General features: G+C 67.8%; 20 protein-coding genes and 1 tRNA gene. 17 read left to right on the top strand and 4 right to left on the bottom strand.

Features of this window, described 5'->3' with window-relative positions; all coding sequences use genetic code 11:
• Positions 1 to 5: 5 nt before the first annotated feature.
• The 9 genes from ACPXY0_RS07035 (at position 6) to ACPXY0_RS06995 (ending at position 7234) form a co-directional block, all read left to right on the top strand.
• Positions 6 to 866, top strand: coding sequence for a carboxypeptidase regulatory-like domain-containing protein (locus ACPXY0_RS07035; protein WP_423929743.1), 861 nt, complete (start codon positions 6 to 8; stop codon positions 864 to 866).
• 89 nt (positions 867 to 955) lie between these two features.
• On the top strand, positions 956 to 1624 hold the full coding sequence (coxB, locus tag ACPXY0_RS07030) for a cytochrome c oxidase subunit II (RefSeq protein WP_423929741.1): 669 nt from the start codon (positions 956 to 958) through the stop codon (positions 1622 to 1624).
• A 15-nt stretch (positions 1625 to 1639) separates the two neighbouring features.
• Entirely contained in the window at positions 1640 to 3406 is a 1767-nt protein-coding gene (locus ACPXY0_RS07025) for a cytochrome c oxidase subunit I (RefSeq protein WP_423929739.1), read from the top strand.
• Positions 3407 to 3449: 43 nt separating this feature from the next.
• Complete coding sequence (locus ACPXY0_RS07020; protein WP_423929737.1) at positions 3450 to 4064, top strand: cytochrome c oxidase subunit 3; 615 nt, start codon at positions 3450 to 3452, stop codon at positions 4062 to 4064.
• A 33-nt stretch (positions 4065 to 4097) separates the two neighbouring features.
• Complete coding sequence (locus ACPXY0_RS07015) at positions 4098 to 4400, top strand: cytochrome C oxidase subunit IV family protein (protein WP_423929735.1); 303 nt, start codon at positions 4098 to 4100, stop codon at positions 4398 to 4400.
• A gap of 19 nt (positions 4401 to 4419) precedes the next feature.
• Entirely contained in the window at positions 4420 to 5340 is a 921-nt protein-coding gene (cyoE, locus tag ACPXY0_RS07010) for a heme o synthase (RefSeq protein WP_423929733.1), read from the top strand.
• 28 nt (positions 5341 to 5368) lie between these two features.
• Positions 5369 to 5620 (top strand): hypothetical protein, encoded by a 252-nt coding sequence (locus ACPXY0_RS07005; protein ID WP_423929731.1) that lies wholly within the window; start codon positions 5369 to 5371, stop codon positions 5618 to 5620.
• Positions 5621 to 5633: 13 nt separating this feature from the next.
• Positions 5634 to 6590 carry a hypothetical protein gene (locus ACPXY0_RS07000; RefSeq protein WP_423929729.1) on the top strand — a complete coding sequence of 319 codons (957 nt, stop codon included), beginning with the start codon at positions 5634 to 5636 and terminating at the stop codon, positions 6588 to 6590.
• A complete protein-coding gene (locus ACPXY0_RS06995; protein WP_423929727.1) occupies positions 6578 to 7234 on the top strand; it encodes a non-canonical purine NTP pyrophosphatase in 657 nt (218 codons plus the stop codon). The genes ACPXY0_RS07000 and ACPXY0_RS06995 overlap by 13 nt, the downstream gene beginning before the upstream one ends.
• On the opposite strand, the gene ACPXY0_RS06990 is transcribed toward ACPXY0_RS06995, so the two are convergent.
• Positions 7216 to 7289: transfer RNA gene (locus ACPXY0_RS06990), tRNA-Pro, on the bottom strand. The two genes, ACPXY0_RS06995 and ACPXY0_RS06990, sit on opposite strands and share 19 nt — an antisense overlap.
• Before the next feature lie 62 nt (positions 7290 to 7351).
• Between ACPXY0_RS06990 and ACPXY0_RS06985 the strand changes: the two genes are divergently transcribed.
• The 6 genes from ACPXY0_RS06985 to ACPXY0_RS06960 all read left to right on the top strand — a co-directional run bounded on the left by ACPXY0_RS06985 (position 7352) and on the right by ACPXY0_RS06960 (position 14695).
• Positions 7352 to 10453, top strand: coding sequence for an Npt1/Npt2 family nucleotide transporter (locus ACPXY0_RS06985; RefSeq protein WP_423929725.1), 3102 nt, complete (start codon positions 7352 to 7354; stop codon positions 10451 to 10453).
• A 7-nt stretch (positions 10454 to 10460) separates the two neighbouring features.
• Positions 10461 to 10952, top strand: a complete 492-nt coding sequence (locus ACPXY0_RS06980; RefSeq protein ID WP_423929723.1) for a response regulator — start codon at positions 10461 to 10463, stop codon at positions 10950 to 10952.
• The gene (locus tag ACPXY0_RS06975) at positions 10949 to 11755 is read left to right on the top strand and encodes a sensor histidine kinase (RefSeq protein ID WP_423929721.1); all 807 of its coding nucleotides are present in this window, start codon (positions 10949 to 10951) and stop codon (positions 11753 to 11755) included. The genes ACPXY0_RS06980 and ACPXY0_RS06975 overlap by 4 nt, the downstream gene beginning before the upstream one ends.
• Entirely contained in the window at positions 11742 to 12722 is a 981-nt protein-coding gene (locus tag ACPXY0_RS06970; RefSeq protein WP_423929719.1) for a hypothetical protein, read from the top strand. Before ACPXY0_RS06975 ends, ACPXY0_RS06970 begins: the two co-directional genes overlap by 14 nt.
• 71 nt (positions 12723 to 12793) lie before the next feature.
• Positions 12794 to 14047: a metallophosphoesterase gene (locus ACPXY0_RS06965; RefSeq protein ID WP_423929717.1), complete on the top strand. Its 1254-nt coding sequence runs from the start codon at positions 12794 to 12796 to the stop codon at positions 14045 to 14047.
• Between the two features lie 204 nt (positions 14048 to 14251).
• Positions 14252 to 14695: a Dam family site-specific DNA-(adenine-N6)-methyltransferase gene (locus ACPXY0_RS06960; protein WP_423929715.1), complete on the top strand. Its 444-nt coding sequence runs from the start codon at positions 14252 to 14254 to the stop codon at positions 14693 to 14695.
• A 174-nt stretch (positions 14696 to 14869) separates the two neighbouring features.
• Here the strand turns inward: ACPXY0_RS06960 and ACPXY0_RS06955 are convergent, their stop codons facing one another.
• A complete protein-coding gene (locus tag ACPXY0_RS06955) occupies positions 14870 to 16222 on the bottom strand; it encodes an IS1380 family transposase (protein WP_423929713.1) in 1353 nt (450 codons plus the stop codon).
• Between the two features lie 216 nt (positions 16223 to 16438).
• Here ACPXY0_RS06955 and ACPXY0_RS06950 point away from each other — a divergent pair, with 216 nt between their 5' ends.
• Positions 16439 to 17254 carry a hypothetical protein gene (locus ACPXY0_RS06950; RefSeq protein ID WP_423929711.1) on the top strand — a complete coding sequence of 272 codons (816 nt, stop codon included), beginning with the start codon at positions 16439 to 16441 and terminating at the stop codon, positions 17252 to 17254.
• A gap of 187 nt (positions 17255 to 17441) precedes the next feature.
• Here ACPXY0_RS06950 and ACPXY0_RS06945 read toward each other — a convergent pair whose 3' ends face one another.
• Positions 17442 to 18794, bottom strand: a complete 1353-nt coding sequence (locus tag ACPXY0_RS06945; protein WP_423925177.1) for an IS1380 family transposase — start codon at positions 18792 to 18794, stop codon at positions 17442 to 17444.
• A gap of 183 nt (positions 18795 to 18977) precedes the next feature.
• Between ACPXY0_RS06945 and ACPXY0_RS06940 the strand changes: the two genes are divergently transcribed.
• A complete protein-coding gene (locus tag ACPXY0_RS06940; protein ID WP_423929709.1) occupies positions 18978 to 20462 on the top strand; it encodes a DGQHR domain-containing protein in 1485 nt (494 codons plus the stop codon).
• Between the two features lie 96 nt (positions 20463 to 20558).
• Here the strand turns inward: ACPXY0_RS06940 and hutI are convergent, their stop codons facing one another.
• Positions 20559 to 21794 (bottom strand): imidazolonepropionase, encoded by a 1236-nt coding sequence (hutI, locus tag ACPXY0_RS06935; protein ID WP_423929707.1) that lies wholly within the window; start codon positions 21792 to 21794, stop codon positions 20559 to 20561.
• Between the last annotated feature and the right edge of the window lie 2 nt (positions 21795 to 21796).

The raw sequence follows: 21796 nt of genomic DNA, 5'->3' as shown, positions 1-21796 counted from the left end.
AGTCAATGCGATCGCATTTCTGGAACCGTTCGGCGGCCGTGATGGCCATCACGGCGATGGCCGCGTGCGGCGGCGGAGGCGGCGGTTCGTCGGAGGGCGCGGCGGACGAGGCGGGCGAAGCGGCCGCCGCCGCGGCAGTGGACCCGGCCACGGTCGGCACCATCTCTGGGCTGGCGAACTTCGGCGGCATGGTCCCGACCATGGCGCCGATCGACATGTCGGCCGAGGAGGACTGCGCGGCGGGGTACGGCGGAGACGGGCCCATGAACCAGAACCTCCTCGTGTCCAACGGCGGCCTCGCGAACGTGTTCGTGTATCTGAGCGAGGGCGTCTCCGCGGCCCCGGCGGCCTCGGGCGCGGCGATGCTCAGCCAGTCCAGCTGCCGCTACGCGCCGCACGTTCTCGGCGTACAGAGCGGCCAGGACATCGAGATCACGAACAGCGACAACCTGCTGCACAACATCAACGCCAGCCCGACCGAGAACCGCGGCTTCAACATCAGCCAGCCCCGGGCGGGGATCACGAGCACCCAGCGCTTCCCGATGGCCGAGGTGATGGTGCCGATCCGCTGCGACGTGCACGGCTGGATGCAGGCGTACATCGGCGTCGTCGACCACCCGTATTTCGCGGTGACCGGCGCCGACGGGAGCTACTCGATCGCCAACGTGCCGACCGGTGACTACACGATGACGGCGTGGCACGAGGAGATGGGTACGATGACGGCGAGCGTGACCGTCACGGCCGGGGGGATGGCGGAGGTCTCGTTCGACTACAACTCCGAGATGATGGGCGCCAATGTCCCGATGGGCGACGCGCTCGTGATCGGACACGGTACGAACCGCATCCGGGTGGAGCGCACCCAGTAAACGCCAGGGGCGGGACCCTGGCGGCCCGAGCGCCGTCCGGTCCCGCTCGCGTTCCGTTCACCCGAAGGGCACCTGGAAGGAGATAGCTCGTGGATTGGGCGCTGCCCCCGAACTACTCGACATTCGGCGTCGTGATCGACCAGTTGTTCTGGATCATCCTCGTCATCACCGGGATCGCGTTCCTCCTCGTGGAGGGCGGCATCCTCTGGTTCTGCCTCAAGTACAGGGGGCGTGAGGGCGCCAGGGCCCACTACACGCATGGATCGAACCGGTTGGAAGTCATCTGGACGGTGGTACCGGCGATCATCATCGCGATCCTCGGCGCCTACTCCGCCAAGGTGTGGCAGGACATCAAGGGGGCGTCCAACCGGCCGGAGGACGCGCTCGAGTTCCGGGTCGTCGGCAAACAGTTCGAGTGGAACATCACCTACCCCGGGATCGACCGGAACATCGAGACGGAAGACGACAACTTCACGGTCCGTAACCAGTTCCACTTCCCGGTGAACGAGGACATCACGATCCTGCTCGAATCCGAGGATGTGATCCATTCCTTCTTCATCCCCGAACTCCGCGTGAAGCAGGACGCGGTGCCCGGCATGACGATCCCGGTGTGGTTCGACGCGACCCAGACCGGGGACTTCGAGATCGCGTGCGCCGAGCTGTGTGGCCTGGGCCACTACTACATGCAGGCGAGCGTAACCGTGCACAGCGCGGCGGACTTCGATGCCTGGCTGGCCGGCCAGGCGTCCGCCCAGTGATCGAGAAAGGCTGATATGGCGACGATCATCGCGGAGGCGACCGGGCAGGCGATCCTGCACGATGAGCACAAGCAGTCGTTCCTGCGCAAGTACCTGTTCTCGACCGACCACAAGGTCATCGCGATCCAGTTCCTGTTCTATGCGCTGTTCTTCCTCATGATCGGCGGACTGCTCGCAATGCTGATGCGATACCAGATCGCATGGCCGGCGAGGGGCCAGCTGCCGCTGGGCGGGATTTTCCCCGAGAGCATGGTCGCGAGCGGGTACATTCTGCCCGAGTTCTACAACTCGCTCGTGACGATGCACGGCTCGGTGATGGTGTTCCTCGCCATCATGCCGATGCTGGTGGGCGTGTGGGCGAACTACCTCATCCCGCTGCAGCTGGGAACCCACGACATGGCGTTCCCGCGGCTCAACATGCTCTCCTTCTGGGCGATGGTGCCGGCGGGCATCCTCACCCTGTCCAGCTTCTTCGTGGTGGGAGGCGCGGCGGGGGCCGGCTGGACGCTCTACGCGCCGCTGAGCGCGCGACCGGACCTGTCGGGCGTCGCGCTGGGCCAGATCATGTGGCTGGCGGCCCTCGTCTTCGTCGGGCTGTCGTCGATTCTCGGGTCGGTGAACTACATCACCACGGTGATCAACCTGCGGGCGCCCGGGATGACCTGGATGCGCATGCCGCTCACGATCTGGTCGCTGTTCATCACGGCGATTCTCGCACTGCTCGCGATGCCGGTGCTGTCGGCCGCGGGGATCATGCTCATCTTCGACCAGACGATCGGGACGAGCTTCTTCCTCCCGGAGGGCGGCGGACAGCCGCTGCTGTGGCAGCACCTGTTCTGGTTCTTCGGCCACCCGGAGGTCTACATCCTGATCCTCCCGGCCATGGGCTTCACCTCGGAGATCCTCTCCGTGGGGTCGCGGAAGCCGGTGTTCGGCTACAAGGCGATGGTGCTGGCGCTCGTCTCGATCGCCTTCCTCGGCTTCATCGTGTGGGGCCACCACATGTTCCAGAGCGGCATGAACCCGATGCTGGGGCTTACGTTCACGGTTTCGACGCTCTTCATCGCCGTGCCCTCGGCGATCAAGACATTCAACTGGATGGGCACGATGTGGCGCGGGAACCTCCAGTTCCACTCGGCCATGCTGTTCGCGATCGGGTTCGTGGCCATGTTCGCGATCGGAGGTCTGTCGGGCGTCTTCATGGCTTCGACACCGGTCGATATCTATATCCACGACACGTACTTCATCGTGGCGCACATCCACTATGTGCTCTTCGGCGGGAGCCTGTTCGCTCTCTTCGGCGCGATCTACTTCTGGTACCCGAAGATGTTCGGCCGGCTGATGAACGAGACGCTGGGCAAGATCCACTTCTGGCTCACCTTCGTCTTCTTCAACCTGGTCTTCTTCCCCATGCACGGCGTGGGGATGGTGGGGATGATGCGGCGCATCTACGACTCCACCGGCTACGCGCACCTGCAGGGGATCGAGGACACGAACGCGATCATCACGTGGTCGGCGTTCGTGCTCTTCGCCTCCGGCTTCCTGTTCGCGTTCAACTTCTTCTGGAGTCTGAAGAAGGGTGGGAAGGCCGGGGCGAACCCGTGGAACGCGACGACGCTGGAGTGGCAGACGCCCTCGCCGCCCAAGCACGGCAACTGGGAGGAAATCCCGGTGGTCTATCACGGCCCGCACGAGTACAGCCACCCGGATGTGGAGGACAAGGACTGGCTGGCGCAGAACGAACGGCCCGACGTCGTGAGCCCCGCCCCGGACAGCCACTAAGAGTCGATCGGATCGAGATCGGATAGAGAAGGGAACAGACCAGATGGCACACGCCGCGACGGCAGGCAGAATCCCCGAACGAGGGATCGATGTCTACACCCAGAAAGTCGGAATGTGGGTGTTTCTGTGCTCGGAGGTGATGTTCTTCGCGGGCCTCATCGGCTCCTATATCGTGCTTCGCTTCGGGGCCGCAGACACGTGGGCGGATCCCGGAACGGTACTGAATGTGCCCGTGACCGCGGTGAATACCTTCATCCTCGTCTGCAGTTCGGTGACGATGGTGAAGGCGTTCGCGGCCGCGCAGGCGGGGGACCAGCGGGGGATCAGGATCTACCTCCTGGGGACGACCCTCCTCGGGGCCACCTTCCTCGGCGTGCAGGTGTACGAGTACACCGAACTCGTCCTGCACGCCTCGTGGGAGGGGAGCCACGGGTTCACGCCGGCCGCCGGACTCTATGGCGCGACCTTCTTCACCATGACGGGGTTCCACGGCTTCCACGTCCTGCTCGGCGTGATCTGTCTGGCCTGGGCCACGATTCGCGCCTATCGGGGCCACTGGGGAGCGGACAATACGCACGGGATCGAAGTGCTCGGCCTGTACTGGCACTTCGTGGACCTCGTGTGGATCATCCTGTTCACGATCGTATATCTGATCTAGCGGCTTGCGACCGAGAACCTACGGAGCGAACGAATGAGTGAAGCTGGAGCGCACGCCGGTGCCGCGGACGATCACGGGCACGAGCACCCGAAGTACATGCTCATCTGGCTGTACCTGTTCATCCTCACGGTCGTCGAGGTGTTCGTGGCGTTCCTCGGGATCCCCAAGTGGATGATTGTCATAGCGCTGCTCATCATGGCCGTGTGGAAGGCGCTGCTGGTGGCGCTCTACTACATGCATCTGAAGTTCGAACCCAACCGGCTGCGGCTGGTGGCGCTGGCGCCCCTGCCGGCCGTGGCCATCATGATCATCGCGATCATGATGGAGTACGTCTAGCCCGCTTCCGGAGCCGGCGTTGGAAGCGAAGAGCATCCCCACGGTCCCCGCAATGCCGGTCGGCGGCGCGACGGCGCGCCGCGTCGGCCGGAGGGCGCTGAAGGACTACCTCGAGCTCACGAAGCCGCGGATCACGGCGCTCGTGCTGGCGAGCGCGGCGGCCGGTTTCCTCCTGGGCGCGGCGAGCTTCGATCTCCTTCTCTTCGCGCACACGATGATCGGCGTCGGTCTCGTCGCGGCCGGCACGAGCGCGATGAACCATGTGCTGGAGCGGGACGTGGACGCCCTCATGGGCCGCACCCGCTCGCGGCCGCTCCCGGCCGGGCGCGTCGGCACGCTCCCCGCTGCCTTCTTCTCGGGCGGCCTGGCCGCGGCGGGCATCGCGTGGCTGGCGGTGGCGGCCAATCCGATCACGGCCGTGCTTGCCGCCGCGACGTTCGTCTCCTACGACTTCGTCTACACGCCGCTCAAGCGCGTACACTCGCTTTCGACCGTAGTTGGCGCGGTGCCCGGAGCGCTGCCGATTCTGGGCGGCTGGACGGCCGCCACCGGCGAGTTGGGAGCCGGAGGCTGGGCCCTGTTCGGGATCCTTTTCGTCTGGCAGCTGCCGCACTTCCTCGCCCTCGCGTGGCTGCTGCGCGATGACTACGGGGCGGCGGGGCTGCGCATGCTCTCGGTCGGCGACCCCGGGGGGCGGCAGACACGGCGCCAGACGGTCCTCTACACCCTCACCCTGATCCCCGTGAGTCTGATGCCGAGTGTGCTCGGCCTCACGGGTCCCGTCTACTTCGCGGCCGCGCTCGTTCTGGGCGGAGGCTTCCTGTGGGCGGCGCTGCGGTTCGGTCGCGAGGCGTCCGCGGCGCGGGCCCGGCGTTTGTTCCGGGCCTCCATCCTGTATCTTCCACTTCTGATGGCCATCCTCGTGATGGACAAGGTCTGACTCACATCTCCGTCATCGCCGAGCCGTGTTGAACGTTACAGCCACATATGTCTACGCCGTCGAGGCGACGCTCCAGATGCAGCATACGCCCGACCAGCAGGCGGGATACGTGTGGATGTTCGTCTTCATGGCGGCGATGCCGTACCTCCTCCTGGTCGTCATCGGGGGCGGGATCTTCCGCGCCCGACGGCGCCAGCGCGAGCGAGAGGTCGAGATGGCGCTGCAGGAGCAGCGGGAGTGGGAGTCGGCCCAGGCCGCCGACGTGGATTCCGCATGCTGAGCGGGACGCGGCGATGCTGACGCGCCGCGTCCGTCACGGGCTCGTTGGCGGGCTGCTGGGCGGCTTCGTCCTCGCCGTCCTCTTCTACTTCTACGACCTGGGCCAGGGGACGCCGCTGCGCACCCCCGCGTTCCTGTGGGGGGCGATCGTGAGCCGTGCCGAGGTCGAGCCCAGCGCGGGAATCATCGCAGGATTCACGGTCATCCACTTCGCGGCTTGGGGCGGGCTCGGGATGCTGGCCGCGGCGCTGGTTCGCTGGGCCGGCCTGCCGCGGAACGTGCTGATCGGCGCGCTGTACGGGCTCTTCGTCTGCTCGCTCGCGTTCTACGCCGGCCTGCTTCGGGCGCCGTCGTCACTCGTCCTCTCCGCGCCGGGCTGGCCCGCCGTCTTCTTCGGGAACGCGCTCGCCGGCGTCGTGATGTTCGCCCATATGCACTGGGTGAGTTCCGAACCGGGGGTGGTGGGCGTGGTGAACTTCCTCCGGACGCACGAAGTCACCCGTCACGGCATCTACGCCGGGTTGCTGGGCGCCCTCGTCGTCGCGGTCTGGTTCCTGATCATCGACACGATCCTGCGCGAGCCCTTCTACACGCCCGCGGCGCTGGCGACGGTACTTTTCCGGGGGGCCCCGACCGCCACCGGAGTGGAGATTGCCGCAGCCCCGATCCTCGGCTACAGCCTGGCCCATTTCGCCTTCTTCGTGCTGTTCGGGGTTATCGTTTCGAGCCTCGCAAGACAGGCGACCAGGTTTCCGCCGCTCGTGCTGGGAATCCTGATCCTGTTTGTTGTGTTCGAGGTCTTCTTCATCGCGATGGTGGCGATGTTGGGCGGCTGGATCCTCCAGGAACTCGCGTGGTGGGCCATCCTCGTCGGGAACGTCTTCGCGGCGCTCGTCATGGTCGCCTATCTGTGGAGGGCGCACCCCGAACTCGCGAAGCGCCTCACCTCGGAGCGCATTTGGGCGGACTGAACCCACCTCCGGTTCTGGTCGCCACGCGCAGCGTTCACAAGCTCCGGGAAATCCGGGATCTTCTCGCCGATCTGCCGGTCCGGCTGCTCGGGCCGGTGGAGTTGGGCCTCCCTGAACGGGAGGAGGAAGAGGAACTCGAGCCCTTCGAGACCTTCGCGCTCAACGCGCTCTCGAAGGCGAAGTACTTTCACGGGCGGTCGGGTCTGCCGGTCCTGGCGGATGACTCCGGTCTGTGCGTGGACGCGCTCGACGGCGGCCCCGGTGTCCGGACCCGGCGCTTCGCCCCCGCCGAATGGGCGGACCGCTGGGGACGGGACGAGGCCAACAACCGGTGGCTGCTGGAACGTCTGGCCGGCGTGGCGGAGGGGGACCGGGATGCGCACTATCGGTGCGCGGTCGCCCTGACCGACGACCTCCGGCACGAAGTCGTGGAAGGCGTCGCGCGCGGGCGCATCGTACGCGCGTCCCGCGGTGAGGGGGGGTTCGGATACGACCCGCTCTTCGTACCCGCGGGTTACGATCGCACGTATGCGGAGTTGCCGGAGGCGGTCAAGATGGAGACGAGCCACCGGTCCACCGCGCTGCGGCGGGCCAGGGGGTGGATCGAAACGCATGTCGTGCGGAGTCGGGGCGGCCGGATTTGAACCGGCGACCCCCTGCTCCCAAAGCAGGTGCGCTACCGGACTGCGCCACGCCCCGAAGGGCCGAAAGATGGCCGCCAGCGGAGGTCGAAGCCACCCCGCGGCCGTGAAGGAGAAGACATGAGGTTCCGGGGGGCCTTCGAGCGGCGGCCGGAGACGGGGAAGCTGCTGGCGATGATGAGCCTGGCGGCCCTCGTCCTGTTCGTCATCGGGATCCTGCGGCCCCTGCGGAGCGCCTTCGCCCTCTCCGGGCTCGCGGTGGGCGATTTCTACCAGGTCTACTTCGTGAGCGCGGCCGTCATCGTCGTCGCCCCGATTTACAACTACCTGTCGGACCGGATGTCGTGGCGCCGGCTCATCCCGGCCACCGCGGCCTTCTTCGCCGCGAGCATGGTTGTCTTCCGGTTGCTCTACCAGCCCGACACCGCGTGGTTCGGGCTCGTCTTCTACGGATGGTACGACCTGCTGGCGGCTTCGCTCGTCACGCAGTTCTACATTGCCACGCAGATCTTCTACAACGCGCGCGACGCCAGGCGCGCCTATCCCGTGGTCATCGCGGCGGGCTCGGGCGGGGCGACGCTGGGCGCCTTCACGCATGTCCTGTGGCCCGGGGGTGGCGGCTCGGAGAACCTGCTCCTGGTCGCCGGCGTCGCGCTCCTCATCCTCGCGTTCGGGATCGCGGCCGTATGGGCTCGCGAAGCGCCGGAGGCACCGCCGGCGCCGGCGCAGCGGGACGACCCCGAGTTGGAGAGCGGTGAACTCCGCCGCATGGCCGCGAACCCTCAGGTGCGGCTCATCGCGGCGACCGTTCTCCTGACGATCGTGGTCAAGCAGTTCATCGACTACCAGTACAACACGCTCACCCGGGAGGTCTTCACCGACGTAGGCGCCATCGCCGGCTTCCTGGGTCTCGTCGACGCCCTCACGCAGTGGATGCCGATCCTCGTCCTCCTCGCATTGCGGCCGATCCTGCGGCGCTGGGGGGCGGCGGTGGCGGTCCTCATCTTCCCGGTCGCCGTGATGTTCGCGACCGGCGCCCTCGCGGCGGCCGTATGGCTCTCGGTCGGGGCCCTCGCCGTGGCGACGGGGGCGCGCACGACGGAGAAGGTGTTCCGATATTCCGCGGAACGGACCGGGCGCGAGATCCTCTATGTCCCCGTCCCGGAGGACATCAAGTTCAAGGCCAAGTCCTACATCGATGTGGCGATCGAGAAGGGGCTCGGGAAGGCACTCTCCGGCGCCCTCATCGCCATCCCCTCGCTCGCGCTCGCCTCGGTCTCGCTCACCGGCCGCCTCCTCCTCATCGGAGTCGTCGGACTGGGTTTCGCGGCCGCGCTCCTCATCGCGTTCCTGAAGGTCCGGCGGGAATACGTGACCAGCCTCGCCCGATCGTTCGAGGGCCGGTTCGCGAGCCTGCGGGGAACGTTCGTCTCGATGGCCGACGTGGGGGCGCTGGATCTGGCGCGCGAGGCGCTGGGGGACGAGCGGCCGCTCAAGGTGGCCTTCGCCTTCGACCTGCTGAGCGGTTCCACGCCCGAGGATGTCGCGGCGCTCTCCCCCGAACTGTACCGGCTCCTCGAACACGAGAGCCCCGACCTGCGGGCCCGAGCGCTCGGGGTGCTGCTGCGAGTCCCCTCTCTCGAGGACGAAGACGCGATCCGCGCGCGCCTCACGGACGAGAGCGCACGCGTCCGGGAGGCCGCGGTCCGTGTGCTCGCCTTCAGGGCGGGACCCGAGCCCCGGGACATCCTGCTCCCCCTCCTCGACGCGGGGGCCGGTACGACCCGTACCGCCGCGCTCGCGTGTCTTGCGAGCGACTTCCGGTCCGGCAGGGCAGAGCGCATCGCCACGCCGAAGTTCGAGAAGCTCCTCCAACGGCGGGCCGGGGGAGCGCTCGGCCGCGAGGGGGCGTTCGAACTGGCCGCGTCGGCGGGACTCGTACCGCACCACCCGGCAGTGGAGGAGGTCGTGCGGGAGCTTGCAGCCCACGCGGACGAGGAGGTCGCGGCAGCCGCCGTCCGCAGCGCCGCACGGCTCCCGCAGCCGAGCCTCGTTCAGGTCGCCATCGCCGCTCTGGCCCACGCCCGGACCCGCGCCGCCGCGCGCGACGGGCTCGCGCTGCGAGGCGAAGAGATCGTGGCGCCGCTCCTGCGGGCCCTGGCCGACCCGACCGCCGACCCGTGGGTGCGGCGTGGGGTGGCGAGCGTGCTGGGCGAGATCGCGACGCCCGCGACCGTGGACGCGCTCATCACGTCCTACCTCCTGCCGGAGACGGAACAGGCGCTCGATGATCAGGCCCTCGTCGCGCTGCACCGCCTCCGCACGACACACGACCAACTGTCGTTTCCCGAGGACCGGGTACTCGAGGCGGTGGATCGCGAGCTTCGGACTTCCGCGCGCTACGTACGCGCCTCGGCGACGCTACGCCAAGTGGACGCCTCGACGCCGCGCACCCTCCTTCTGAGGGCACTCGAGGAAGCTCGCCGCGATCGGCGGGCCGGCGTGTTCCGCTGGCTGGGGCTCGTGTATCCGGAACGGCCCATGCGTCGCAGCTATCTGGCGCTCGACAGCGACGATCCACGGCGGCGGGCCAACGCCCTGGAATGGATCGAGAGTACGGTCGGCCACGCGGTCTTCTCGCGGCTCGAGCCTTTCCTGGCGGGCGACGCCCCGGCGCCCGCCCGCCCGGCGCCGCGGGAGGCACTGCGAGACCTCTGGGACGATGAGGACGACTGGATCGGGATATGCGCCCGCCGGGTATCCGCACAGATTGAAACAGACATCCAGCCGGATGTCGAGGGAGAAGAGATGGAACTGATCGAGAAGGTGTTCCGCCTGCAGAACGTGGACCTGCTCGCCGGCGTGAAGAGCCGGCAACTGGCCCTCCTCGGGTCCATCGCGCGGGAAGTCGAGGCGCGGGAGGGGGCGGTGTTCATCCGCAAGGGAGAACCGACGGACGCCCTCTACCTCGTCATCCACGGCGAAGTTTCGCTCGAGGGGGTCGGGCAGGGTTCGGTGACGATCGCGGATGGGCAGGCGTTCGGCACCTGGGCGCTGATCGACGAACAGCCGAGCCTCGTCGAGGCGCGGGCTACCCGGCCGACGCGCGTTCTCCGCATCACCCGGGAGGACTTCCGCGACCTCCTCATCGACCACCCCGAACTCGGCCTTGACCTCCTCCGCGGGCTTGCGAGTCGCGTCCGCGGCCTGGCCGTGGCATGATTGCCGTATGAAGAGAGATGAACTGAACCGCGGCGCCGGCACGGTCATGGTCGTCGACGACGAAGCCATGGTCGTCGGGGCCATCCAGGGGTTCCTGGAGCTGGAGACGGATCACCGCGTGCTTCCCTTCACGTCGCCGCGGGCGGCGCTCGAGCGGCTCCGCGAGGAGACCGTCCACACGATCGTCGCCGACTTGATGATGCCGGAACTGGACGGGGTCGAGTTCCTGACCCGGGCCCGGCAGGTGCGGCCGGAGGCGACGCGCATCCTCCTCACCGGCTACGCGGACAAGGAAAACGCGATCCGCGCGATCAACGAGGCCGGCCTCTTCCAGTACATCGAGAAGCCGTGGGACAACGACGCTCTCGGGTTCGCCATCCGGAACGGGGTGGAGCGGAGTCTTCTGTTTCGGGCGTTGAGCGACCGAATGGCAGAGCTGGAGGCCGCGCACGAAGAGCTGGCGGGACTCCGCGAACGCTGGATCCACGCGTTCCTGTGACGGGGTCCGCAGCCGAGGCGAAGGCCAGGGAGATCACGCAGGCGAGGCTCGCCACGCTCGGCACCCTCGTCGCCGGGATCGCGCACGAACTCAATACGCCGCTGGGGGCGCTCCACAGCAACCACCATGTGATCGAGCGCGCCCTGCTCAAGCTGGGGGTGATCCTCGAAGACGAGGTCGTGACCCCCGATGAACTCGATGAGGTACGCCGCGTCGTGCGGGCCACCGAGTCGGTGCTGCGGACGAACCGCATCGCGGTGGAACGCATGGTGACGCTGGTCCATAACCTGCGGAACTTCGGACGCCCCAGGACCTCCGAGGCCCGGCCGGTGGACCTGCACGAGGGGCTGGAGGGCACGCTGGTCCTCTTGGGGCACGCCCTGAAGGAGATCGACATCGTGCGGGACTTCGGGGATCTCCCGCCGGTGGTCTGCCACCCGAACCGGGTTAACCAGATATTCATGAACCTCGTACACAACGCCGCCCAGGCGATGCCCGACGGCGGTTCGCTGACGGTCCGGACGCGGGCGGAGGGAGACCGCGTGCATGTCCGCGTGGCGGACACGGGCCGCGGCATCCCGCCCGAGGTCATCGGGGAGATCTTCGAGCCCGGCTTCACCACCAAGGGCGAACGCATAGGGATGGGCCTCGGACTCGCGATCGCGCTCCAGATCGTCCACCAGCACGGGGGCCAAATCTCGGTCGAGAGCGAGCCGGGGCGGGGGACGACGTTCGACGTGTACCTGCCGCTTCGGCCGCCGCGGCATCGCGAACGGAAGGAGGACCCGGATGCGACTCCGTGATGTCCTGCGCGCCGCGGTCGTCGTCGCGGGCGCGCCGGCCGCCGTCGCGGCCCAGGACGCGAACTTCCTCCTCCCCGTCGCGGAGATCCACCGCATCCTGCGCGAGGGTGAGATCGAGGTCATCGACGTCCAGCCGTCCCGCGGCCTCCCGGGAGAACGCACCTACCGGGTCACGCTGCAGTCCGGGGACCGCGTGCTCCAGATCAAATACGCCCCCGCCGGCGAGGGCGCGGACGAGTTCAACAACCGGCCGCGCTACGAACTGGCGGCCTACGCGATCCAGGGCCTCTTCCTCGACGAGCCGGAATGGATCGTCCCTCCGACCGCGATCCGGGCATTTCCGCTCGACGTCGTCCGGGCCGCGGTCGCCCGCGCGGGGGATTCGACCGTCCCCCCGCAGCCGACGTTCGGCGACTGGCGGATGACGCTCGTCGCGCTCCAGTACTGGCTGTTCAACGTCGATCTCCCCGAGGACCTGCCGGATCGAGGCCTCCTCGCGGAAGACCAGGTCTACGAGCGCCTGCTGGGGAACTTCAACCTCTTCACCTACATCATCCGCCACAGCGACTCGAACCGGGGGAACTTCGTACAGTCGCTGGATCCCGCGTGGCCGCGCGTGTTCAGCGTGGACAACGGCGTGGCGTTCTCGAGCGAGGAGAGCGACCGCGGCACGCGGTGGCGCGACCTGCGGTTGGACCGATACCCGGCCTCGGCCATCGATCGGCTGCGTGGCGTCTCGCTCGAGCAGTTGCAGGCACGTCTCGGGGTCCTCGTCCAGTTCGAGATACGGGACGGGAACTTCACGGATGTGGAGCCGACCGAGAACCTCGACCCCGGCCGCGGCGTCCGCCACGGCGAGGAGCGGATCCAGCTCGGGCTCACGGAATCGGAGGTCCGGGCCATCCATCGCCGCATCGTCCGACTGCTCGAGTGGGTCGATGACGGCCGTTACGGGCTGATCCCCTGAACGCGCGGCCTCGAATGTCGGTGATGCGGGACGATTCGGGACCCGGCCGGCCGGGGTTTGTGGGATGCGCCGTGGCGGCGGCGGGGCTTGGATGGCTGGGCGGCCCCGGGACGCCGGTCGGGCACCCGTCCCCGCCGGTCGCGCCGCCCGCCGGGCCGGAGCAGACCGCGTGGCGCTTCGGGGGCGAATACGGGCTCTACGTCCGGCTCGACTCCGCCGGGCTGGAGGTCCGCTGGCTCACGGACGAACCGGCTCCCGGGCTCGTGCGCGCGCTCGTGGACGAGAGGGTGGTGGACGAGCGGCGGACGCCGCGGGGTGACGCACACGAGGCAGGGCTGCGCGTGGAGGCCCCGGTCGTCACGATCGAGTACGGCGCGGACGGGGCGGATCGCCTCCACCGGACCGAAATCCGGCTGGAGCCTCCGCCGCGTCCCGGAATCGACCTGCCCGGGTCGGACTCGGTATTCGTGTTCGGAGACGTGCACGGCGAGTTCGACCGCGTCCTGCAACTTCTCGCACGCGCCGGCCTCATCGACGCCGAACTGCGCTGGGCGGGCGGGGGCGCCACGCTCGCGCTGCTCGGAGATCTGTTCGACCGGGGGGACGACGTGACCCGCCTCCTCTGGTTCGTGTACCGGCTGGAGCGGGAGGCCGAGGCCGCGGGAGGGCGCGTCCTCACGCTGCTCGGCAACCACGAGGCGATGGTCATGTCCGGGGACCTCCGCTACGTGTCGCCCAAGGAGGCGGGGATCGCCGACCGGCACGACATGCCCTACGCGAAGCTCTTCGACCCGGCGACATCCATCCTCGGCCGCTGGCTCGCCGCGAAGCCGGGACTCGTCCGGCTCGGCGACCTGCTGCTCGCGCACGGGGGCGTGAGTCCGGCGTACCTGGACTACTCGGTCCGGAGTTATCAGGACACGCTCGGAACGTTCATCTCCGAACCGCTGTTCACGGGCTGGCACGACCCGGAGTTCCTGGATGCATTCGCGGGCGAGACCTCGCTCGATTCCGCCCAGGTCTACCGCCGCTACGAGTTCTTCTTCGCTTCGGAGAGCGTGCTCTGGTACCGGGATCTCGTGCTGACCGACACGCTGGACGCGCACCTCGACGCCGTCCTCGACCGCTTCGGCGCGGACGTCCACGTGGTCGGCCACACGCCGGTCCGCACGATCCGGCAGAGCTACGGAGGCAGGTTGATCGCGGTCGACCTCCTCGACGCGGCCGCGGAGATGCTCTTCCTCGCACGCCGGCCCGGGGGCGGCTGGGACCGGTTGCGGGTCCCCCTCGGGGGCGAACCGGGCCCCCTTAGCACGGTGCCGTAACCCCCTTTCTTGTGCTACATTGTTACTTCAAACCAACCGTCTCATGGAGATTGCCTGCTTGTACTCTGCCGCAACTACGGCTCTGGATCACGCCGGACCCGTGTCGGCCCGCTCATGCCGTCGGAGCGGTCTCCATCTCGAACCCCGCCAGCCGAGAGATGGTGCCGTCGGCCCCAGCCGGTTCGAAACATCGATTCCAAACCCTTGACCTCGCAGCCACCGCAGACCTATTTGCGTTGGATCGGCGGCAAGCAACGTCTGGCCCCGAGGCTTCGCCACTTCGTGCCGCGCGACTACCTCTCTCGCACTTACCACGAACCGTTTCTCGGAGCCGCCTCGCTTTTCCTAGCCCTGAGACCAAGGCTCGCGCACCTCTCCGACTTGAACGACACCCTGATCCAGTCCTTTACCTTCGTTCGGGCACGGCCCGATCTCGTGGCTCGTTATATCACACAGCACGCGGCGCGCGACTCCAAAGCATACTATTATGAGATTCGGGACCAGTATAACCGCGCGACGTGCTTCTCCTACGCTCAAGCCGCCCGTTTCATCTATTTGAACCGTACGTGTTACAACGGCGTCTTTCGCGTGAATCGCGAGGGCTACTTCAACCCGGATCCTGCGTTGGCGGATAGTCGGGCGGCCTGAGGGCGATTATGACCGGCGGTTGTGGCGACTTGGCGCGGGCGGTGGCGTTTTCGGGGCCGGACCGGGCCTCGGCGGAGGGCCGGCGGGGCTCGGGAGGGGTCCCGAACGGCTCGCGGAGACACGGGGAGTGGGCGCCGCCGCGCGGCGCCTTCGGAAGGCCGGGGCCGGGACCGGTCAGGCGGGTGCGGGCGGCGCGAGCCCCGTGGCGATGGTTCGGAGCGCCCGCCGCGGGAGGCCGAGGGCCGGTTCGGCGCGCGCGAACCCGAGCGAGGTTCGGCGGGCGTGGGAGGTTATCCTGGCGGGGGCGCGCAGCAGGCGCAGCCGGATGCCGCGCGGCTGCACGGCGCGCCAGCGGCCGCCGAGGAAGTTCGCACGCAGGATGTGGAGGAGTTGGTAGGCGAGCACGGCGAGGCTCCAGAGCAGGGCGTTGCCGCCGAGGTCGTCCACCGCGGTGCGGCCGGCCGAGAGCTGGCCCAGCTCCTCGATCCGCTGCTCGACGACCGCGCCCGCGTTGTAGGCGCGCCACGCCTCGACGGGGCCGATGCTCCCGATGTTGGTCAGAACGTCGGCGCTCATCGTGGTCTCCCACGCCGCGAGATCGAGTTCTCCCTCGTCCGGCCCGACCCGTCTCCGCCTCTCGACCGAGAGAAGCCGCGTCCCCCACAGCTCGCCGGAGGCCGTCCTCAGCTCCCGGTCCCCGGCCTCGTCCCGGGCGGCGGTCTCCCAGGCGCCCCGGAAGCCGTCGAGCCAGGCGTGCCGCGGCACCTTGAGCGGATAGGACACGCCGAGCTCCTCCATGCGCCGCGCGATGGACTTGGAGAAGAACCCCTTGTCCAGCCGCACGGTGATCCGCCGCACCCCCGCCCCCCTCAGGCGGGCCACCAGCCCGGCCAGCCACGCCTCCGCCCCCCGGGCCGTGTGCGCGCCCCCCGGCCGCCAGCGCACCCCGAGGCAGTCGCCCGTCTCCAGGACGTAGGCCAGAAGGGGGTGGTGCGAGGGGCGGCCCCGCTTCTTCGGGTTGTAGCCCCGCTCCGCCCCGGCCTGCTTCAGCCCGTAGCGCACCACGACGGTCGAGTCCATGACGATCGTCGCCGACCGCGGCGCCCCGCCGGCCAGCTCCCAGCGCCGCCGCACCATCCGCCACAACAGCTCGTCCAGAAGCGGCGACAGCACGGCCGCCGAACCCCGCAACCAGCGCCCGAACGTGGCCGGGTGCGGCACCCGCGCCCAGCCGAAGATGCGGCGCACGCCCCGCCGCTCCAGAAGCGGCGGGTCGTCCATCACCCCGCCGCCGTACAGGAGCAGCACCACCCACGACTCGACCATGAGCGATGGCCGGTAGCGGCCGGGGACGTTCCCGCTCCGCCGGTCGATCCAGCCGCCCAGCCCCAGCGCGTCCCACAGCTTCCGAACCACGACGAGGCCGCCCGCGTCGGTGATCCGCCCGCCGCCCCCGCGGACCCTCAGCGCGGCCGCCGATCCTTGCACGTGCGGGCGCGGTCCGGTATAGTCGTTTCCACGCACCATTCGGGTGTCCTCCGTTCCGGGGTGAACTCTTGTTCAGTCCCTCTGAACGTAGGGCCCCGGGCGGTGCTTTTCCATAGTCCGAAACTATGATCTCACTATCGTCAAGGCCTCCACGGCCCGGCTACGGCCGCCCTCCCGGACGAGCCCCGCGCCCACGATCGCAGGATCCGGGTTCAAGCCATGTCCCCTAGCGATCCGGTACAACACCTCTCGCCGATGCTGACCACGAAGACTGCCTTGGCTCCTGAGTACCGTAAGCGTTCCCGATCATATCACCTCAAATCCGTCCCCCATGGACAGGCCGCAGCCCTACTCCAGGCGGGATGGGAACACGACAAGACCCTGAAGACCCGTACCCGATTCCGGAAACACAAGGCACACGACGAGCGCCTCGAAGACATGGTATGGTGCTTGCTCCACAGACTCGGTTACAGCGAACTTAATGAGGGCCGTAAACTCTCGATACCAATCCGACGCCCTGGGGCGCAAGAGCTGTCGACGCAAGTAGACGTTCTGGCACGAGACGACGAGACGGTCATCGTGGTGGAGTGCGAATCCCAGGGGACGCTTGGCCGGGGGAGCCTCCAGACCGACATAGGTGAATTCGCTTCCCTCAAGGGTTCTATCGCGGCGGCGGTCAATCACCACTACGGAGGGGAGCCCAAGGCCAAGATCATATGGATCCTTGCAACGCAGAACATTGTTTGGTCGAACCCCGATCTTGAACTCGCGAAGGGGCACTCGATACATCCGGTCACCGAGCGAGACCTTACCTATTTCCGGGAACTTGCTTCACATCTTGGACACGCAGCCAGATTTCAGTTTCTCGCGGAGTTCTTGGAGGGTCAGAAAATACCCGCCCTAGCCGACCGTTCCGTACCTGCGATCCGCGGCAAGTTGGGTGGCAAGAAGTGTTACAGTTTTGTCACCACACCAGGGGACCTGCTAAAGATCGCCTTTGTCAACCACCGCACCCGTAACGATCCTGACGCGTTGCTAAGTTATCAACCCGGATCCTGCGTTGGCGGATAGTCGGGCGGCCTGAGGGCGATTATGACCGGCGGTTGTGGCGACTTGGCGCGGGCGGTGGCGTTTTCGGGGCCGGACCGGGCCTCGGCGGAGGGCCGGCGGGGCTCGGGAGGGGTCCCGAACGGCTCGCGGAGACACGGGGAGTGGGCGCCGCCGCGCGGCGCCTTCGGAAGGCCGGGGCCGGGACCGGTCAGGCGGGTGCGGGCGGCGCGAGCCCCGTGGCGATGGTTCGGAGCGCCCGCCGCGGGAGGCCGAGGGCCGGTTCGGCGCGCGCGAACCCGAGCGAGGTTCGGCGGGCGTGGGAGGTTATCCTGGCGGGGGCGCGCAGCAGGCGCAGCCGGATGCCGCGCGGCTGCACGGCGCGCCAGCGGCCGCCGAGGAAGTTCGCACGCAGGATGTGGAGGAGTTGGTGGGCGAGCACGGCGAGGCTCCAGAGCAGGGCGTTGCCGCCGAGGTCGTCCACCGCGGTGCGGCCGGCCGAGAGCTGGCCCAGCTCCTCGATCCGCTGCTCGACGACCGCGCCCGCGTTGTAGGCGCGCCACGCCTCGACGGGGCCGATGCTCCCGATGTTGGTCAGAACGTCGGCGCTCATCGTGGTCTCCCACGCCGCGAGATCGAGTTCTCCCTCGTCCGGCCCGACCCGTCTCCGCCTCTCGACCGAGAGAAGCCGCGTCCCCCACAGCTCGCCGGAGGCCGTCCTCAGCTCCCGGTCCCCGGCCTCGTCCCGGGCGGCGGTCTCCCAGGCGCCCCGGAAGCCGTCGAGCCAGGCGTGCCGCGGCACCTTGAGCGGATAGGACACGCCGAGCTCCTCCATGCGCCGCGCGATGGACTTGGAGAAGAACCCCTTGTCCAGCCGCACGGTGATCCGCCGCACCCCCGCCCCCCTCAGGCGGGCCACCAGCCCGGCCAGCCACGCCTCCGCCCCCCGGGCCGTGTGCGCGCCCCCCGGCCGCCAGCGCACCCCGAGGCAGTCGCCCGTCTCCAGGACGTAGGCCAGAAGGGGGTGGTGCGAGGGGCGGCCCCGCTTCTTCGGGTTGTAGCCCCGCTCCGCCCCGGCCTGCTTCAGCCCGTAGCGCACCACGACGGTCGAGTCCATGACGATCGTCGCCGACCGCGGCGCCCCGCCGGCCAGCTCCCAGCGCCGCCGCACCATCCGCCACAACAGCTCGTCCAGAAGCGGCGACAGCACGGCCGCCGAACCCCGCAACCAGCGCCCGAACGTGGCCGGGTGCGGCACCCGCGCCCAGCCGAAGATGCGGCGCACGCCCCGCCGCTCCAGAAGCGGCGGGTCGTCCATCACCCCGCCGCCGTACAGGAGCAGCACCACCCACGACTCGACCATGAGCGATGGCCGGTAGCGGCCGGGGACGTTCCCGCTCCGCCGGTCGATCCAGCCGCCCAGCCCCAGCGCGTCCCACAGCTTCCGAACCACGACGAGGCCGCCCGCGTCGGTGATCCGCCCGCCGCCCCCGCGGACCCTCAGCGCGGCCGCCGATCCTTGCACGTGCGGGCGCGGTCCGGTATAGTCGTTTCCACGCACCATTCGGGTGTCCTCCGTTCCGGGGTGAACTCTTGTTCAGTCCCTCTGAACGTAGGGCCCCGGGCGGTGCTTTTCCATAGTCCGAAACTATGATCTCACTATCGTCAAGGCCTCCACGGCCCGGCTACGGCCGCCCTCCCGGACGAGCCCCGCGCCCACGATCGCAGGATCCGGGATCAACGCCTGATGGTCCGTAGTCGTCTCCGGAGCATAGGTAGATTCATCGAGAAAGGGGGGTTTTTCCCAACGAACGTTCTCGTAAATTTCAAGATCCCTGTACGCTTTGACATCGTAAAGCGCGACAGCGAGGCCGGTGCAACGTACGGCCACCTTTACCTTCCTGATCGATACAAGTCAACATGGATCATCGACGGTCAGCATCGGCTGTATGGCTATTCTGGCCTCGACGACACCTTCCTGCGTCAGAATCTCCTTGTCGTAGCTTTTGAGCAGCTCCCCATCGAAGACGAAGCAAACCTTTTTGTGACCATCAATCATGAGCAAAAATCCGTGCCCCGGACGCTCTTGGATGATCTCCAAGGCGACTTGCGATGGGGTTCGGCCGTGCCCAAGGAGCGGATCGCAGCCCTTACAGCCCGTTTGATTGGACAGTTGAACAACGACGCCGGGCACCCGCTTTATAATCGCGTCACGCGTCAGGGAATTCGACCGACGGCTCATACCTGTCTTACCTTGCCGCAACTCAAGATGGGCTTGGTTCGATCCGGCCTATTGGGGCGAGCCATTCTGAAACCGAAGCACTATGCCCCCGGTCCCTTGACTGCGGAGACTGATTTAGCAACCGTTTCTCGTGCACGGAAGTTCTTGAACGAGTACTTCCGGCTCTTCGAGGAGGCAAACCCTGATGTTTGGGAGGCTGGGCGGGAAATGTACCTCTGCACCAATGTCGGAATCCAAGGTCTCCTGCTACTTGTCGCATCAATCATTGAACACCTTGAACGCAATGAGAAGGCAGTGGCTCTCGAGTGCGCACCTCGGTCGCTGGTCGGCAAGATAGCGCCGTTCCTGGCACCGATTCTGGAGGGCTTGAGCGAGGGAGATGAGGGCTGGCTCCGTGAGCATTTCAAAGTCAAGTACGGGACGGGCGGACTGCGGCAGTGCCACTTCCGACTTGTACGAGGTGTACGCGAGATCGCCCCAGAGTTTCAACCGGACGGATTCGCTGAGTGGTTGGAGGAACAATCCAGGGAGCGAATTGACAGAGCTGAGTCGCAACTTAAGGAACTCACAAAACAGGTGCACGCCCTGATATTCGACGAATTCCGTTCGCGCTACGGCGATGAGGAGTACTTCGAGAAGGGTGTGCCCAACAAGGCAATGAGGGTAAAGGCGTATGATCGGCAGCAGGACGATCCTCAGCGTCTACCGCTGGAATATTATATTCAGTTCATCGATTTGAAGAAGATTGTAGAGATTGCCAAGCACTGGAGGTGGTTGAAGGACGTTCTGGATATTCCGGAGCACGGTGAAAAGGGTGCGGCTAAGAACCTCAAGTGGATCGAGAGACTCAACGAGCTGCGGAGGATCCCAGCGCATCCGGTAGAGGGAAGAGATTTTCGGATGGCGGACTTCGAATACTTGGACTGGATTCACGGTGAGTTTTTTGCCCGCTTGCGCCCGGCCGGAGGCGTCGGACTGGAAGACGCTTAGTTAGGCTGCACGACGGTGCGGTGGATCCGGGGCGGCTTAGGTGCGAGCTGCGTTGGCAGGCAGAACGGCGGGTGAGGGACGTGGGAACCGGTGACACTACGGGGCGATGGCCGAAGATTGCGGTACAATGCGACCTGCAATGGCGCTGTAGATACACGCGTTGGGCCGCAGGTGGTAGAGCCAGTGCTCCACGTCCGGGGCGTCGATGAGCGCGAAATCCGCGGCGGCTCTCGGCTCCAGCGACCCCACCGTGCCTTCGAGGCCGATGGCTCGGGCCGCGTAGCGGGTCGCGCCCTTGAGCGCTTCCGAGGGGGTCATCCGCTGGCGCGCGCAGGCGAGGGTCAGCGCGAATGGGAGGTGATACGAGGGGGCGGTGCCGGGATTGAAGTCGCTGGCGACGGCCACCGCTACACCGCCGTCGATGAGCGCGCGGGCCGGGGGCGGCGCCTGGTCAAGGTAGAGCGTTGCGAGCGGCAGCGTGACGGCGACCACGCCGGCCTCGGCGAGCGCCGCGATCCCGGCTTCCGAGACGCACTCCAAGTGATCCGCCGACACGGCCCCGACTTCCGCAGCCAACTCGGCTCCCCCGCCTCCGCTCAACTGGTCCACGTGGAGCTTCGGCCGCAGTCCCAGCGTGCGTCCGCGTGCGCAGATCCGACCCGCCTCGTCGGCCGAGAAGGCCGCGTCCTCGACGAACACGTCGACGAAATCGGCCAGCCCGCGTTCCGCCACTGCGGGGAGGATTTCGTCTACGACCAGATCGACGTAGCCCGCCCGGTCCCCGGCCCATTCCGGCGGGACCACGTGGGCGGCGAGACAGGTCGAGACGATGCGCGCCGGTCCTGTCTCGTCGAGCCGCCGATACACTCGCAGGAGACGCAGTTCCGTCTCGAGGTCCAGTCCGTATCCGCTCTTCGCCTCCACCGTTGTGACCCCGAGCGACACCATCGCGGAGAGAAACCCCCGCGCGCGTTCCAGGAGCGCCTCCTCGTCGAGGGCGCGGGTGGCGCGCACGGTGGAGGCGATCCCGCCGCCCGCGGCCGCGATCTCAAGGTAGCTTCGGCCCCGGACGCGGTCGGAGAACTCGCCCGCCCGCCAGCCGCCGAAGGCGAGGTGCGTATGGGCGTCGACGAGCCCCGGGATCACGAGGCGCCCCCCGGCGTCCCACGCCGGCTCCTCTGCGTACTCCGGCGGGAGCGAGGCCGCCGATCCCGCCCAGCGCACGGTCCCGTCCCGCCACACGAGGGCGGCATCGCGGATGAGCCCGACATCGTCCTGCCCCGACGGACTCGCGCACGTCGCGAGGCATCCGATGTTCTCGAGCCGGGGCATGG

It is taken from the genome of Candidatus Palauibacter sp. (genome assembly GCF_965237495.1).
Taxonomy (GTDB): Bacteria; Gemmatimonadota; Gemmatimonadetes; order Palauibacterales; family Palauibacteraceae; genus Palauibacter.
Note: the sequence above shows the minus strand (reverse complement) of the source record. Positions and strands in the feature narration are given on the sequence as shown.